13 protein-coding genes are annotated in these 14833 nt (G+C 63.2%); 6 read left to right on the top strand and 7 right to left on the bottom strand.

Annotated elements, in window-relative coordinates:
* Positions 1 to 125: 125 nt before the first annotated feature.
* The 3 genes from I6L37_RS16800 to I6L37_RS16805 form a co-directional block, all read right to left on the bottom strand.
* Positions 126 to 1766 carry an ATP-dependent endonuclease gene (locus I6L37_RS16800; protein ID WP_216992440.1) on the bottom strand — a complete coding sequence of 547 codons (1641 nt, stop codon included), beginning with the start codon at positions 1764 to 1766 and terminating at the stop codon, positions 126 to 128.
* Between the two features lie 77 nt (positions 1767 to 1843).
* Positions 1844 to 1966 carry a hypothetical protein gene (locus tag I6L37_RS22190; RefSeq protein WP_268746130.1) on the bottom strand — a complete coding sequence of 41 codons (123 nt, stop codon included), beginning with the start codon at positions 1964 to 1966 and terminating at the stop codon, positions 1844 to 1846.
* A 51-nt stretch (positions 1967 to 2017) separates the two neighbouring features.
* Complete coding sequence (locus tag I6L37_RS16805) at positions 2018 to 2902, bottom strand: helix-turn-helix domain-containing protein (protein WP_216992441.1); 885 nt, start codon at positions 2900 to 2902, stop codon at positions 2018 to 2020.
* A gap of 171 nt (positions 2903 to 3073) precedes the next feature.
* Here I6L37_RS16805 and I6L37_RS16810 point away from each other — a divergent pair, with 171 nt between their 5' ends.
* The gene (locus I6L37_RS16810) at positions 3074 to 3985 is read left to right on the top strand and encodes a DMT family transporter (protein WP_216992442.1); all 912 of its coding nucleotides are present in this window, start codon (positions 3074 to 3076) and stop codon (positions 3983 to 3985) included.
* Positions 3986 to 4042: 57 nt separating this feature from the next.
* A complete protein-coding gene (locus I6L37_RS16815; protein ID WP_216992443.1) occupies positions 4043 to 4924 on the top strand; it encodes a LysR family transcriptional regulator in 882 nt (293 codons plus the stop codon).
* Here the strand turns inward: I6L37_RS16815 and I6L37_RS16820 are convergent.
* The 4 genes from I6L37_RS16820 to I6L37_RS16835 all read right to left on the bottom strand — a co-directional run bounded on the left by I6L37_RS16820 (position 4918) and on the right by I6L37_RS16835 (position 9749).
* The gene (locus tag I6L37_RS16820) at positions 4918 to 5697 is read right to left on the bottom strand and encodes a TSUP family transporter (protein WP_042028846.1); all 780 of its coding nucleotides are present in this window, start codon (positions 5695 to 5697) and stop codon (positions 4918 to 4920) included. The two genes, I6L37_RS16815 and I6L37_RS16820, sit on opposite strands and share 7 nt — an antisense overlap.
* Before the next feature lie 195 nt (positions 5698 to 5892).
* Positions 5893 to 6639, bottom strand: coding sequence for a tRNA-uridine aminocarboxypropyltransferase (locus tag I6L37_RS16825; RefSeq protein ID WP_216992444.1), 747 nt, complete (start codon positions 6637 to 6639; stop codon positions 5893 to 5895).
* Positions 6640 to 6754: 115 nt separating this feature from the next.
* The gene (locus tag I6L37_RS16830) at positions 6755 to 7954 is read right to left on the bottom strand and encodes an ROK family transcriptional regulator (RefSeq protein ID WP_042071475.1); all 1200 of its coding nucleotides are present in this window, start codon (positions 7952 to 7954) and stop codon (positions 6755 to 6757) included.
* Positions 7955 to 8081: 127 nt separating this feature from the next.
* The gene (locus I6L37_RS16835; protein ID WP_042028852.1) at positions 8082 to 9749 is read right to left on the bottom strand and encodes a methyl-accepting chemotaxis protein; all 1668 of its coding nucleotides are present in this window, start codon (positions 9747 to 9749) and stop codon (positions 8082 to 8084) included.
* Between the two features lie 143 nt (positions 9750 to 9892).
* On the opposite strand from I6L37_RS16835, the gene I6L37_RS16840 reads away from it, so the two are divergent.
* From I6L37_RS16840 to glpC, 4 genes are all read left to right on the top strand, one after another.
* Positions 9893 to 10348, top strand: a complete 456-nt coding sequence (locus tag I6L37_RS16840) for a YchJ family protein (protein WP_216992445.1) — start codon at positions 9893 to 9895, stop codon at positions 10346 to 10348.
* Positions 10349 to 10581: 233 nt separating this feature from the next.
* Positions 10582 to 12255 (top strand): anaerobic glycerol-3-phosphate dehydrogenase subunit A, encoded by a 1674-nt coding sequence (gene glpA, locus I6L37_RS16845; protein WP_201939828.1) that lies wholly within the window; start codon positions 10582 to 10584, stop codon positions 12253 to 12255.
* On the top strand, positions 12245 to 13510 hold the full coding sequence (gene glpB / locus I6L37_RS16850) for a glycerol-3-phosphate dehydrogenase subunit GlpB (RefSeq protein ID WP_216992446.1): 1266 nt from the start codon (positions 12245 to 12247) through the stop codon (positions 13508 to 13510). The genes glpA and glpB overlap by 11 nt, the downstream gene beginning before the upstream one ends.
* 51 nt (positions 13511 to 13561) lie before the next feature.
* A complete protein-coding gene (gene glpC / locus I6L37_RS16855) occupies positions 13562 to 14764 on the top strand; it encodes an anaerobic glycerol-3-phosphate dehydrogenase subunit GlpC (RefSeq protein ID WP_042028859.1) in 1203 nt (400 codons plus the stop codon).
* Positions 14765 to 14833 lie beyond the last annotated feature (69 nt).

Here is a 14833-nt window from a genome sequence, read left to right on the forward strand (position 1 = left end):
GCAGAGAGTTGCAACGGGCGCCCTCACGGCGCCAGAGAGGGGGCGAGTATACCCAAACCCGCCCCTATCCCCAATCTCTGTGCATGTTCCGGATCTGCGGCAACCGACTTGGGAGGTGTACGGCCTTAGCCCTGGCCGCGAGCCAGCGCCACCACCCGGGAAAACATCTGGCGCAGCACTGGCGGTATGTGATCGGCACCGAGCCGCTCTGCCTCCTCCACCACCGCCAGCGCCATGCCCGGCTTGCTGCGCTTGTGGATCGCCTTGCTGATGATGTGGCTGGCACTCAGCATGGTACGCCCGCCCACCCCGGCTTCGCGGCGAAACACCCCCTCAAAGCCGTTGTGATAGAGGTAGTGCTCTATATCCGCCGCCGGCAGCTGGGTCAGGCGATCCCGCTCCCGCTCCCCCTTGAGCAGCGAGCGGGCCGAGGTGGCATACTTGACCCCCGCCTCGTCGCCGTCGGTGAGCAGATGCCACTCAATGCCAAAGTCGCGGGCCACCTTGATGAGCGGTGACTGGCCGCACTGGGCAAACTCGATGATCCGCACTCCTTCCGCCCGCAGGCTGTAGCCGCAGATCTGGGCCAGCTCCGAGAGCAGCCAGATCTCGGTCTCCCCCTCCACCAGCAGCCAGCAACGGGCAAACAGCGACATGGGGCGGTTGATCCGCACGTGGAAGGCAATCTTGCGCAGATCATCGCTACTGTAGCGCTCGCCGCCAATCTGGTGGCAGACGATGTCCTGCTGCCGGCGCACCAGCCGTCGCACCTGGTTGAGCGGCAGGGAGGAGAGCAGATCCCCCGAGTTGGTGGTGAGCAGTTTCTGGCCCGGCAGCTGTTCCAGCAGGCCCCAGGCCAGCGCCAGCATGGTGGGGTGCAGGCGACTCTCGGGGTCTTCCAGGATCATGATGGGGCGCGCGCCCTCCTCCAGCTCGCGGTTGCCACGCGCCTGCAGCAGGGTGGCCGCCATGCCCGCCATGGCGAGCTGCAACGCCCGGTTATCGGCGTGGCGCAGCAGGGTGTGCAAGTTGCCCGGGTTGCGCAGGGTCATGGGGCGATTGATGATGTCCCGCTGACTGCGCGGCTTGTTCTTCTTGATGGGGGCCAGGGCGTTGAAGTAGTGATCCATCAACTGGCGCACCGCCTGCAGCGCCTCTTTGAGCTCGGGCTCGCCAATGCGCTGGGGCTCGTCGATCAACTTGTCGGCCAGATGACTCAGGCGGTTATCCGACAGATCCCCCCACTGCAGCGTCTCCACCCCGTGGCGGGCGCTGCGGGCATCCCGCAGACGAAATACCGGGTTCATGGTGATAAGCAGGCAGATAAGCTCCCGGCTGTTGTCGATGGGCAAGCTCTTGCCGATGCCATCGAGAAAATCGTGGGTGGTCACCACGGCGCCGTCATCCAGCAGCTCGGCGCTGGCACGATAGTGGATGCGGTTGAACTTGTCCTTGTGCAGCACCCAGGCGGGGCACAAGCGTGCCAGGCGGCGCGAATGCAGACACATCTGGGGTCTGTGCTCACTGAAGGTGAGCACCAGTTGCAGATGGCGAGCCGGTTCGAGCTCGGGGTCTTCCGGCTGGTGAAAATCCTCGGCGGTGAATTGGTAGGGCTCGGCATCCTGCCCCAGCAGGCACCAGAGTGCCCGCAGCAGACTCGATTTGCCCCAGGTGTTTTCTCCGATCAGTACCGTGGTGTGATCCAGCCCGAGCGAGAGCCGATTTATGCCACGAAACCCTTTGACTTCAATACGTTCCAGAAACATGCAGCCATGTCCACTTCATCCTGATGGGGCAATAGTGGCAAAGTTGCCGCAAAAAACCTATCGGCGAGTCGGGATTTTCAACGGGAACTGTGAGGCACTGCAGGTTCGGGCGGGGTGGGCGCGGCAATACGCCCCTCTGGGGCATTCCAGTGATTGAACCACAGATGACGGGTACGGATCTGGCGTTTGCGATGATTCATGGCGACTCCTGTCAACATGAAGAGGGAACGCCCCTCTCCTGGCCCCGAGTCTCACGCATGTCTGTGACAGGGAGATGACAACTGGGCCCGCCACTGACCGGCGGAGAGGCCAAAGGCCTCCCGAAAACGGTTGCCAAAGTGGCCCTGGGAGGAGAAACCGCACTGGATGGCGATGCTGGCCAGGGGCTCGTTCCCTGCCAGCAGCTGCTTGGCCCGCTTGAGCCTAAGCTCCAGCAGATAGCGATGGGGAGGACAACCCAGGCTCTGGGCAAACATGCGGGCAAAATGGTATTCGCTGAGCCCCGCCTCTTGCGCCAGCTCAGCCAGGGTCACCGGCTCGGCCAGATGGGCCAGCAGATACTCCTGCACCCGCCGGATCACCGCCGGGGCCAACCCCCCGCGCAGGGGCGGCAGGCCCGGCGCCTCTAGGGTATGGTGACGGTAGGCGTGCAGCATCAGCATCCAGGCGCCGTGGGAGAGCGCCATCTTGTCGATGCCATGCTGCCACTCCAGCTTCATCAGCTGGGTCTGGACCAGGGTCGCCGCCAGGGGATCGTCGATGAAGGTCTTGTCCACCAGCTGCAGATGGCGGCCCTCCTTGTCACACACCTCTTCGGCAATACGGGTGAGGTGGGCCGGGGTGAAGTAGAGGTGGAAGAAGCGAAACTCCTCGCGCACCAACCACTCGGATCTGTGGTGATCCGGCATGATGCACACCTTGCCGGTGCCACCGTGGCCGCCCGGCCCGTCGAGCCGCTCGGTCTGCTCACCCCCCTGCAGATAGACGCTCACCGTGTGGTGCCCCGGTTTGTGGTAGCGGGTCTGATCGTAGCAGTTGCGCCAGCTGGCGACGCCAAGGCCAGGCTCCAGCCAGCAGGCATCCTCCAGCCGGGCGCCAGTGCTCACCAATGCATCGAATACCCCTGCCCTCTTCATCTCTTCCCGTTACCCTCGTTAGCCCACAGCGCCGGTGCGCATGCCATCCATCTTACCGACAGCGCCCCGGGATGACAGCCAGGGGCGATGAAAAACCGCAAGATGATGCAAGCCAGCCCCCTCGAGCGGCCGTCATGCTGATCTTCACTTCTTCTGACAGCGGGATCCCCCATGAATCTGATGCTCTACCTTGCCACCGTCCTTATCTGGGGCAGCACCTGGATCGCCATCGCCTGGCAGCTCGGCCCCATCCCCATCGAGGTGTCGGTGCTCTATCGCTTCATGCTGGCGGCGCTGGCCCTGTTTGCCCTGCTGACCGCCAGCGGCCGCTTTCCGCGCCTGCCCTGGCACGGCCAGCGCTACGCCGCCCTGCTCGGCGCTCTGCTGTTCTCCACCAACTTTCTCTGCTTCTACCACGCTACTCTCTACATCCCGAGCGGCCTGTCGGCAGTGATCTTCGCCAGCGCCAGCATCTTCAACGGGATCAATCTCTGGTTGTTCGAAGGCAAGCGGCCGGGGCTGCGCTGGCTGCAGGGGTCGCTGCTGGGTCTGCTTGGCACCTTGCTGTTGTTCTGGCCCGTGCTGGCGGATGCGCAACTGGGTGCAAACGGTTGGAAGGGGTTCCTGCTGGCCTGCGGCGGTACCCTCTGCTTTTCGCTGGGCAACCTGGTGTCGGCCCGGGGCCAGCGCCAGGGCTATCACGTGCTGCAGCTGGTGCCCTGGGGCATGGTGTACGGGGTGGTACTGCTGCTGGGCTGGGTCACCCTGCTCGGCCAGTCGCTGGTGATCCCGACCGATGGCCACTATCTGGCCGCCATGGTCTATCTCGCCCTGTTTGGCTCAGTCATCGCCTTCACTGCTTATCTCACCCTGGTGGGCAGAATTGGCGCCAGCAAGGCGGCCTACGCCACCGTGCTGTTTCCTCTGGTGGCCCTCACCCTCTCAACCTTCTACGAGGGCTTCGTCTGGCAGACGGTCTCTGTGGTGGGCGTGGTGGTGAGCCTCATCGGCAATCTGGTGATCTTCGCCCCGCCCCTGCGGGAGTGGCGCCTGCGCCCGGTCAGGGCGGTGAAGGGTGCTTGATCCCGACCCCGCCAGCCCCTAAGGTAACGCCTTCCAACGGAGATGACGGGAGGCGATATGTTACTGGAAGGGCTGGAGACGCTCTGTCTGCTGGCGAGCGAGGGCACCATGGCCAAGGCGGCCAGCCGGCTCTACATCAGCCAGTCGGCGGTGAGCAAGCGGATCGCCCAGCTCGAGCAACGCCTTGGCAAGAAGCTCATCGAGCCGGACGGGCGCCAGACTCGCCTCACCCCGCAGGCGCTGGAGCTGCTCGCCCGGGTGGCGCCGAGTCTGGCGGAGATCAAGGGGGTGCTGGCGGACAACCAGCCCCTGACGGATCAAACCCCGCTGCCCATCGCCTGCTCCGAGACCCTGCTGGCGGGCTACCTGACCCGCTTCATGCACGACTACCTGCGCCGCGATCCCCATCTCGCCCTCTCCACCCACCACACCCCGGTGATCCTGGCGCGGGTGCGCAGCGGCGATGCCCTGCTTGGCATCTGCGCCGGCCGGCTGCCTCCCGGCCACGGGCTGGGGGCCGAGCTGCTGCTGGAGGAGCCCTTCTATCTGGTGGGTGACGATCAGCAAGCGGCATCAACGCCGGATCAGGGGAAAGGAGAACCGAGAGACATGCGCAAGATCCTGACCATGGATCTGGAGAATCCCTCCAACAGCTATCTGCGCGAACCGCTGGCTGAACTCGGGCTGGCACCTGTCATGGAGCTCGACTCCTATCTGGCGCTGATCGAACTGGCCAAGGCGGGCATAGGGCCGGTGCTGCTGCCGGCGGGCCTGCTGACCCTGGTGGGCGAACAGGGTCACAAGGCACGTCCCCTGCCGGGGCTGGGACGCCCCCTGCACCTTATCTACCGGCCAAACAGCCTGAAGCGGGCGCGGATCGCCCAGCTGGTGAGCGCGCTGCGCGTCCACTTTCAGCCCCTGTCAGGAGTCATTCAATAAACCCAGGCGAACAGCTCGGGATACTGGCTCCAGACCAGTTTGGCGGACATCAACAGGGAAACGGTAACCAGCAGGGGCTTGATCAGCTTCACCCCTTTTTGTAGCACCATCTTGGAGCCGAAACGGGCGCCGATGAACTGACCAAGGGCCATGGCAAAGCCGACGCTCCACACCACCTTGCCCCCCAGGGCAAAGAACAGCAGAGAGGCGATGTTGGAGGTGAAGTTAAGCAACTTGGTGTGCGCCGTGGCCCGCGCCATGCCAAAACCGGCCAGCGCCACGAAGCCGATGGCAAAGAATGACCCGGTGCCGGGCCCGAAGAAGCCGTCATAGAAACCGACCCCGCCCCCCACCAGCAGGGCAAACACCATGGGAGTGAGCCTGCGGGTACTCTCCGCATCACTCACTCTGGGGGAGAAGAGGAAGTAGCAGGCAAACGCCATCAGCAGGAAGGGCAGCAGCCGCTCCAACACAGCGGCATCTATGGTCTGCACCGCCAATGTGCCCGCCGCCGCCCCGATGAAGGTGCAGATCACCGCAGGCCAGATCATGGACCATTCCAGCAACCCCCGACGGGCGTAGAACCAGGTGGCGGAGAAGGAACCGAAACTGCTCTGCAGCTTGTTGGTGCCAAGCACCAGGGCTGGCGGCATGCCGGTGGCCAGCAGGGCGGGTACCGTCAGCAGACCGCCGCCTCCGGCAATGGCATCGATAAAGCCGGCGACAAGGGCCACGCCAAACAGGGCGACCAGGGTTAACAGTTCCAATTCCATCCTTAGACCTCGTGAGATGATGAGCGAGCGCCACGGCGCCGGACCAGGGGCGTTTGGCGTGGCGACCAACCAGAGACTGGGTACAGGACGCTATCCTAGCGAGGGTGAGTCCATGAATCTAACGAAACAGTGTCAGACAACCCATTCCTGATTTTCATCAATATATTCCCCGCCCCATGGCTGGCTGCGGTGGCCTTATGGCTCCTGCATCCTCTCCCTTATGGCCGACAGGGCCTGCAGCAGGGGGGCTTCATCCTCGCCGGGAGCGCGACTCACCCGCCCCGCCATGTAACGACTGCTGAACAGGTTGAACCAGAGCTGCAGCGCCTGACCCACCGCGGGCTGGCCCGCCACCTCCAGCACGCAGGCCGCCACCTCGGCGGTGCAGAGGTGCTCGTCGCAATTGGCCACCCGCATGCCATAGGTGGAGAGCGCATCCGGCCTGATGGCAAGCACGGGGAAGCCGTCCAGATAGGGGCTCTTGTTGAACATCTTGCGCGCCTCGGGCCAGGTGCCGTCGAGCAGGATGAAGAGCGGCTTTTTGCCCGGTGCCAAAACCACCTCTCCGGTCACCCGCGCCGGATCTTTCTCGCAATCGGGGAACACCACATAGGGCTGCCAGGCAGGATCCGCCAGCAGGGCCAGCAGCTCGGGATGAGGCTGGGTGCGGGACCAAAGAAAGGCCCAGGTGGAATCCGGCAGCACATCGGCAATCAAACGCCCCGTGTTGGAGGGCTTCATCGGCTCGCTGTCGTACATCAGTAGACAGAAGCCGGCCTCGGCTTTGAGCTCGGGGCGCCAGGCGCAGGCACACCAGTCATGGCGCAGCTGGCAGGCAGGACAGCGGGGCAAGGTGCCGCCACGGGCGAGAAACGGTCGGGTAGAGATACTCTTGCGCCAGGCCCGCAGGCGATTGACGGCATGATCGGGAACAGAGGTCATCTTGCTTCACTGAATGGAGTCACATACAGAGGGCCGCGCAGGCCCCCCGCAAAGCGCAGGATTGTACCCAGTTGTGCGGTCTCAGAACAGCACTCCCTGCCGTTCTGTCTGCTTTTCAGCCGCGCAACAGCTCCAGCAAGAGGCTGCCGTCGCGCAGCGCCTTGTGCACCTGCACCGAAGTGGGCTTGGTGGGATCTTCGTAGAAGTGGGTGGATTCGATCTGCAGGCGTACCAGATAGTCGGTGGGGAGCTGGCTGGCCAGCGACTGGTGTAGCATGGGGAACAGCAGACGATCGGCGCGGGTGATCTCCCCGCCCAGCAGCAGCTTGCCCGGATTGAGCAGGCAGATGAGGTTGGAGAGCACCCGGGAGAGGCGGCCCGCCGCCTTGTGCAGTATGTCCTGGCAGAGGCTGTTACCCGCCAGCGCCAGCTCGCACAGCTCGCGAATGTTGACACTCTCGGGCAGATCGTACTCCTGCATCCGCTCGCGCAGGTCCCGGTACTGCGCCTCCAGCGCCTGGTTGGTCACCAGGGTGCAGGCACAGCCAAAGCCGCCGCAGTAGCAGCGCTGGCCATAGGGTTCGAGCTGAAGATGGCTGAGATCCCCGAGCAGCGCATTCTCGCTCTCGATAAGCTGGCCGTTGACCACCATGCCGACACCGATGTCGTTGTGAACGAACACCAGCACCGCATCGGAACAGTTCTTGGCCGCCCCCCACTCCCGCTCGGCCTGGATCCAGGTGCGCACGTCGCCGCTGACCAGCACGGTCACCCCGAACGCCGCCTGCAGGGTGGGCCCCAGCGGCCAGTGGTGCAGATCGTAGTAAGGGAAGTGCTTGACCATGCCGGAGTGGCGTTCCACCTGCCCCGGCAGACAGAGAGCAATGCAGGCCAGGCTCAGGGCCTTTTTGGGCAGAAACGCCTTGATGGCATGCACCAGACTACCCAGCAGATCGCCGCGCTCCTCCTCGCTGAAGAGGTGGCGCTGGCGGGCCAGGGAGCGGCCGGTGAAGTCGAACAACGCCATGTCCACGTAGCCACGCCCGAGACGCATGGAGAGAAACTGGAAGCGGCGCTCGTTGATGCGCAGCAGGGTCTGGCGTCGACCCCGCCCCACCGAGCTCTCGCCACAGGGTACCACCAGACCGCCGTCAAGCAGCTCGCGGGTGATCTTGGTGATGCTGGCAGGAGAGAGACCGGTCAGGCGGGAGAGATCGGTGCGCGACAGCTCCTTGTGCTCTTCCAGACTGGCATACACCAAGCCGTAGTTGAGCTGCCGGATCAAGTCGATACTGCCTTTCACGATCTCATTCATAGGATATGGGTCAAGCACGGAAACAAAGGCCCTGATTTTCACACATTATTGGCCAATTCCCAAATAAACTGCGGCCTGCACGGGAGCAGGCCGCCCTGAACTGGCGCCGGTTTGGGGCCAGAGAGAGTCAGTAACGGAACTGGGAGACCAGTTTGCGCAATTTGTCCCCGGTATCGGCCAGCTCGCGAGTCGTGTTGTTCGACTCCTCCGCCCCGTTGGCCAACTCACCGACGATGTGCTGGATGGCCACCAGGTTCTTGTTGATCTCCTCGGAAACCGCATGCTGCTCCTCGGCCGCCGCGGCAATCTGGATATTCATGTCGTTGATGGTGCTGACCGCCGACACCATGCTGTCCAGAGAACTCGCGATATGGCTCGCCTCCTGCACTGTCTCCTGGCTGCGGTCCTCGCTCGCCTGCATCACCTCCACCGCCTGTTTGACGCCGCTTTGCAGCCGCTGCAACATCTCGTTGATCTCCTTGGTGCTCTGCTGGGTGCGGCCAGCAAGCGAGCGCACCTCGTCCGCCACCACCGCAAAGCCGCGCCCCTGCTCTCCCGCCCGGGCCGCCTCAATGGCCGCGTTGAGGGCCAGCAAGTTGGTCTGCTCGGCAATGCCGCGGATCACTTCCACCACAGTGCCAATCTTGGCGGTCTCCTGAGCCAGCTGTTCGATGACATCAGAGGCGGTGTGCACCTCGTCGACCAGCCGGTTGATGCTGTTGATGGCCCCCCCCACCACACCACGGGCAGCATCGGATTCACGCGCCGCATCGCTGGTGGCATTGGCGGCATTGGAAGCACTGGACGCCACCTCCTGGGCGGTCGAGCTCATCTCGGTCACGGCGGTGACTACCTGATCCGTCTCCCGGCTGTGGCCCTGCATCTGGTGATCCACCTGCTCGCTCAGATGGTGCAGCTTGTCGACGGCGACGAAGAGATGGTTGCTGGTCTCCCCGACCTGGCTCACCACCGACTGGATCCTGGTCACGAAGCGGTTGAAGGCGGTGGCCAGCTGGCCGATTTCATCCTGACTCTGCACCTTGAGGCGCTGGGTCAGATCCCCCTCCCCGTCGGCGATGTCGTTGAGGGCCGAGACCGCATCCACCAGCGGCCGGGAGACCCGGTTGCCGATCACCACGGTCACCGCCAGGGTCACCCCCAGCACCAGCAGGATCAGCAAGACGCTGTTTCGCACCGACTCGTGCATGCTCTCTTCGCGCTGGGTGCGCAGCGCCGCCAGCTCGGTGTCGATGTCGTCGATATAAAAACCGGTACCGATGATCCACTGGTATTTGTCGAGCACCACATTGTAGGAGAGCTTGGGCGCATCCCGTCCGATGGAGGGCTTGGCGGTCCAGTATTCTGAGAAGCCATCTCCCTCACGGGCCGCCTTGACGATCTCCTGGATCAGCAGCTTGCCCTTGGCATCCTTGTCCTGCCAGCGATTCTTGCCCTCCATCTCGGGACGGGGGGGCAAGAGTATCACCGAGCCCTGAAAGTCGTAGACGAAGAAGTAGCCGTCGCTGTTATAGCGCAGCGGGCGCAGTATGGACTTTACCTTCTCGCGATTCTCCGGGGTATCGGGCTGGGCGTAGACATCGGCGATGGCGGTTTTCGCCAGCATGATGTAGCTGTCGAGCAGGGCCTTGCGCTCATTCATCGCCCGTTCTCTGGCAACCACCAGGCTGCTCTCCAGATCGCTTTTTGACAGCAGGTAATTGCTCAGGTTGACCACCAGGGCCATCAACAGAACGGGCACGGCCCCTAACAGCAGTATTTTCTGTTTCAGCGTCATCTTTATCATCCTTGCGACATATTGTTGTAGTGATGTGTTCCCACCTTGAGAGTGTAGACAGGCCCCATTGGAAGTGGTTGGCGGGCGCCGGTTTTGGCAAAATGCCCCCATTGATGTGTTACCGGCCCCGGAGCCCCTTTTTCATGAACAATTGTCCTTGCGGTTCAACCCTCTCTCTCGATGTCTGCTGCGGTGCGCTCCACCATGGCGCCCCCGCCGACACCCCGGAGCAGCTGATGCGCTCGCGCTACAGCGCCTTTGTGCTGGGTCTGGGGGAATATCTGGTCCATAGCTGGCACCCTGATTATCTGAATGGACTGACCGCGACCGAGCTCTCCCAAACCGACACCCGCTGGGATGGCCTCGAGATCCTCGCAAGCCAGGGCGGCCCGGATGATGAAACCGGGATGGTGGAGTTCAAGGCCTGGTTCTTGGAAGGAGATGAGCGCCACTGCCTGCACGAGCGATCCCGCTTCGTGCGCTACCAGGAGCGCTGGGTCTATACCGATGGCGAGCAGGATCCGGCGCAACCAAGGGTCGGGCGCAACGATCCTTGCCCCTGTGGCAGCGGCAAGAAATTCAAGAAGTGCTGCGGCTGACAACGCAAACAGCATGAGCAAGCAGAACAAGGGGCAACAAGGCCCCTTTTTCATATCTGGCTGGCCGGATGGGATCACCACACAGGATACATTTACAGCGTGACCATTGTCACATAATGCTCATAAATGGCCATCACGATGAGCGTTTGCGAACATTAACTTGGCCAACATCAAACATTTTCACTCAAAAGTGCGCCACACTGGCCTCATCTGGAAGAGATGAGACGGGCACAATGAAAAGAATAACCACACAAGTCGTCATCATAGGCGGCGGCGCCACCGGCGCCGGCATCATGCGCGATTGTGCGCTGCGCGGCATCGACTGCATCCTCCTTGAACGGGATGATATCGCCGCCGGCACCACGGGGCGCAACCACGGTCTGCTCCACTCCGGCGCCCGCTACGCGGTGACGGATCAGGAGTCCGCCCGCGAGTGCATTCAGGAGAACCGCATCCTCAAGCGGATCGCCAGCCACTGCGTGGAAGACACCGGCGGCCTGTTCCTGACCCTGCCGGAAGATGACATCGGCTTTCAAAAGACCTTCATGGACGCCTGCGCCCTGGCCGGCATCGAGACCCGTCAGCTCGATCCCCGCGAGGCGCTGCAGCTCGAACCCAATGCCAACCCGGCCATGATAGGGGCAGTTCAGGTGCCGGACGGCACGGTCGACCCCTTCCGCCTCGCCGCCGCCAACGTGCTCGACGCCAAGGAGCACGGCGCCCGCATCTTCACCCACAGCAAGGTGCTGGGGCTGCTGCGTACCCAAGACAGAGTGCACGGCGTCAAGGCCATCAACACCCGCACTGGCGAGGCGTTCGAGGTGGAGTGTCAGGAAGTGATCAACGCCGCCGGCATCTGGGGCCAGCAGATCTGCGAATACGCCGATCTCGGCATCCGCATGTTCCCGGCCAAGGGCTCCCTGCTCATCATGGATTACCGCATCAACCAGCTGGTGCTCAACCGCTGCCGCAAGCCGGCGGACGCCGACATCCTGGTGCCGGGCGATACCATCTCCCTCATCGGCACCACCTCAAGCCGCATCGATTACAACAAGATTGATCAGCTCACCGTGGAGCCGGAAGAGGTGGAAGTGCTGCTGCGCGAGGGGATCAAGCTCGCCCCCATCATGGCACGCACCCGCTTGCTGCGGGCCTACGCCGGGGTGCGCCCCCTGGTGGCGGTGGATGGTGACGAGTCGGGCCGCAACATCAGCCGCGGTATCGTGCTGCTCGATCACGCCGAACGCGATGGTCTGCAGGGCTTCAATACCATCACCGGCGGCAAGCTGATGACCTATCGCTTGATGGCGGAGTGGGCCACCGATCTGCTGGCGAAAAAACTGGGCAACAGCAAACCGTGCCGCACCGCCGAGCTCAACTTGCCCGGCTCGCGGGATCCGGAGAAGGTCTCCGCTCCCGGCCTCTCGGCACCGGCCGAAGGATCTGCCCAGTATCGCCATGGCGAGCGGGTCATCGCTTTCTTCCGTGACAATCCCAAGGCCAACGCCCTTATCTGCGAATGCGAGATGGTGACCGCCGGCGAAATCGAGTACGCCCTGCGCGAGCTCGACGTGGACAACCTGGTGGATCTGCGCCGTCGCACCCGTCTGGGCATGGGCCCCTGTCAGGGTGAGCTGTGCGCCTATCGCGCCGCCGGCCTGATGCAGGAGTACGGCAAGGCCGATGGCCGCCAGGCCTGCGTCATGCTGCGCCAGTTCCTGGAGGAGCGCTACAAGGGGACCCGCCCCGTGCTCTGGGGAGATGCCCTGCGCGAGGCGGAATTTACCTACTGGATCTATGAAGGCTTGTTTGGCCTGAGTGAATGGACGACGCCCCGTCTGGTGAGCGACGCCGCCCCCCAGAGCCATGCCACAGAGACAAACGAGGAGACGCCCCATGAAATTTGACACCATAGTGATTGGCGGCGGCATGGCGGGCCTCTCGGCGGCCCTGCGTCTGGCCGAGGCTGGCCAGAAGGCGCTGCTGATGGCTTCCGGCCAGAGTGCCCTGCATTTTTCCTCCGGCTCGGTCGATCTGCTGGAGAGCGAGGGGGATCCCCGCGCCGCCCTGCCTGCCTTCATGGCTGCCAACCCTCATCACCCCTACGGCAAGGTAGGGATGACCCATATCGAAGCGAGCCTCGCCGATCTGCAGCGCCACTGCGCAGAAGAGGGGTTGTCGCTGTTTCGCCAGGAGCACAACCACCAGCGCCTGACCCCCATCGGCACCCTGAAATCCACCTGGCTCTCCCCCGAGACCTGCGCCTGCGTCACCGATGCCCCCGTGCCGGATACCCTGCTGCTGGCCACCCTGGAGGGTTTTCGCGACTTTCACCCGGCGCTGGCGGCGGCAAATCTAGCCACCCACCCCCGCTTTGCCCACTGCCGCATCCTGACCGGTGAAATTCGCATTCCCCAGCTGGCCGAGTTCAGCCGCAATCCCCACGAGTTTCGCTCCGCCGACATCGCCCGCCTGTGCGACAAGCACCATCTGCTGGCGGATCTGGCCCGCGAGATCAGCCGCATGGTGATGGAGTGCGGCGAACCCGGCTGCCGCCATATCGTACTGCCCGCCTGTCTGTCGCTGGGGCTGGTCGGCCCGCGCCTGAGCGATCTGGAAAAGCGCACCGGCTGCACCATCCGGGAGGTTGCCACCATGCCGCCATCGCTTATCGGCATGCGGATGCAGGAGGCCCTCAAACGCCGTTTCATCGCCCTTGGTGGCACCTTTCTCACCAGTGAGCGGGTGCTGGGCGCCCGCTACGAGGGCAACCGTGTCGTCGGCGTGCACACCCAGAACGGCGATGATCAGCTGTTCGAGGCGGACAACTTCGTGCTCGCCTCCGGCAGCTTCTTCAGCCGCGGGCTGGAGTCGCGCCTGCGCGGCATTCGCGAGCCCATCTTCGATGCCGACGTATTGAGCCTCGAAGAGCGCGACGCCTGGGCCGGTCGCCGGTTGTTTGACCACCATCCCTTCATGGGCTTCGGGGTCAAGACCGACGAGATGTTGCGGGTGCTGCGCGGCGGCAAGCCGCTCGCCAACCTCTATGGGGCGGGCAGCGTACTGGCGCACTATGACCCCATAAAAGAGGGGTCAGGTTCCGGGGTTGCCGTTGCCACCGGCTGGCAGGCCGCCGGCCACATTTTGAGTTCAGCCCAATGATGATTTCGCCCCATATCCCGTGCCTTCAAACTCGACGGGAGGAGAACTGACATGCTACTGGATCACGCCAACCAAACTTTCGATCAGTGCATCAAATGCACCGTCTGCACCGCCTACTGTCCGGTGGCCAAGGCCAATCCCGCCTACCCGGGCCCCAAGCAGGCGGGCCCGGACGGGGAGCGGCTGCGGATCAAGAGCCCCGAGCTCTTTGACAGCGCCCTCAAGTACTGCACCAACTGCAAACGCTGCGAGGTGGCCTGCCCGAGCGGCGTGCGCATCGGCGACATCATCGCCAAGGCCAAGCATCAATACAGCGGCTTCAAACCCGGGATCCGCGAATTCGTGCTCTCCCACACCGATCTGATGGGCAGCATGTCCACCCTGATGGCCCCAGTCGTCAACTTCACTACCGGCCTCAAGCCGATGAAGCTGGTGCTGGACAAGGCGCTCGGGGTCTCCTCCCACCGGGATCTGCCCAAGTACTCCCAAGGTACCTTCCGCGGCTGGTACAAGAAGCAGAAGGAGACCCAGGCCAGCTTTGCCCGCCAGGTCGCCTACTTCCACGGCTGCTACGTGAACTACAACCACCCTCAGCTTGGCAAGGAGCTGGTGCAGGTGCTCAACGCCATGAATATCGGCGTGCAACTGCTTGAGCGAGAGAAGTGCTGCGGCGTGCCGCTGATTGCCAACGGCTTCATGGACAAGGCCAAACAGCAGGCGGCCTTCAACATCAAGCAGCTGGAAAACAGCCTGCTTGGCAACGAGATGCCGCTGCTCACCACCTCCTCCACCTGCGGCTTCACCCTGCGGGATGAATACCCCCACCTGCTGGAGCAGGACAACCACAAGGTGCGCGATCGTATCTCCCTGGTAACCCGCTTCCTGTGGAACGAGTTCTACAAGGGCAACAAGCCGGCCATGAAGCCGCTCGGGCTGCACATCGCCTACCACACCCCCTGCCACATGGAGAAAATGGGGGGCGTCATCTACACACTCGAATTGCTGCGTGCCATCCCGGGGGTCAAGGTGACCGTGCTGGAGTCCCAGTGCTGCGGCATCGCCGGCACCTACGGCTTCAAGTCGGAGAACTACGAGACCAGTCAGACCATCGGCGAGGGGCTGTTTGATCAGATAAACCGCCTGAGACCGGATCTGGTCATCACCGACTGCGAAACCTGCAAGTGGCAGATCGAGATGAGCACGGCGTTTCGCTGCGAGCATCCCATCCATCTGTTGGCTCAGGCGCTGGCCTGACGGACGATCAGATACTCAATAAGTCAGACAAAGAGAAAACCAAGAAGATCAAAAAGATAAAAAAAGAGC

The organism is Aeromonas sp. FDAARGOS 1407 (genome assembly GCF_019048725.1).
In the GTDB taxonomy this organism is placed as follows: domain Bacteria; phylum Pseudomonadota; class Gammaproteobacteria; order Enterobacterales; family Aeromonadaceae; genus Aeromonas; species Aeromonas enteropelogenes.